Genomic DNA, 617 nt, shown 5'->3' with positions numbered 1-617 from the left:
CCAACCTTGGCAAGGTTGTATTCTACCACTGAACTACTTCCGCAAGACATGTTATGAGATATTTTATTAAAAGTGCGGGTGAAGGGAGTCGAACCCCCACGCCAAAGGCGCTAGATCCTAAGTCTAGTGCGTCTGCCAATTCCGCCACACCCGCATATTTTATTGAAAATGGTGAGCCATGAAGGATTCGAACCTTCGACCCTCTGATTAAAAGTCAGATGCTCTACCAACTGAGCTAATGGCTCTTAATGGCTGGGCTAGCTGGATTCGAACCAGCGCATGACGGAGTCAAAGTCCGTTGCCTTACCGCTTGGCTATAGCCCAATAATTAAGAAATGGTGGAGGGGGGCAGATTCGAACTGCCGAACCCGAAGGAGCGGATTTACAGTCCGCCGCGTTTAGCCACTTCGCTACCCCTCCGACATAAATGGTGGAGGATGACGGGATCGAACCGCCGACCCCCTGCTTGTAAGGCAGGTGCTCTCCCAGCTGAGCTAATCCTCCATTTGCCTGGCAACGTCCTACTCTCACAGGGACAAGGTCCCAACTACCATCGGCGCTAGAGAGCTTAACTTCCGTGTTCGGTATGGGAACGGGTGTGACCTCTCTGCCATCAT

Annotated in this window: 5 tRNA genes and 1 rRNA gene; all 6 read right to left on the bottom strand. The window is 51.9% G+C overall.

Annotated features, from left to right (window positions below):
• Positions 1-73: 73 nt before the first annotated feature.
• Positions 74-154 (bottom strand) — tRNA-Leu (locus ACS2MN_RS30985).
• A gap of 15 nt (positions 155-169) precedes the next feature.
• Positions 170-245, bottom strand: a tRNA-Lys gene (locus tag ACS2MN_RS30980).
• Positions 246-249: 4 nt separating this feature from the next.
• Positions 250-324, bottom strand: a tRNA-Gln gene (locus ACS2MN_RS30975).
• A gap of 12 nt (positions 325-336) precedes the next feature.
• A tRNA-Tyr gene (locus ACS2MN_RS30970) sits at positions 337-420 on the bottom strand.
• Positions 421-428: 8 nt separating this feature from the next.
• Positions 429-504 (bottom strand) — tRNA-Val (locus ACS2MN_RS30965).
• Positions 505-508: 4 nt separating this feature from the next.
• Positions 509-617: ribosomal RNA gene (gene rrf / locus ACS2MN_RS30960) — 5S ribosomal RNA — on the bottom strand; the annotation flags it as partial.

The sequence above is a fragment of the Bacillus cereus group sp. BceL062 genome, assembly GCF_051780025.1.
GTDB classification, from domain to species: Bacteria; Bacillota; Bacilli; order Bacillales; family Bacillaceae_G; genus Bacillus_A; species Bacillus_A toyonensis.
Note: the sequence above shows the minus strand (reverse complement) of the source record. Positions and strands in the feature narration are given on the sequence as shown.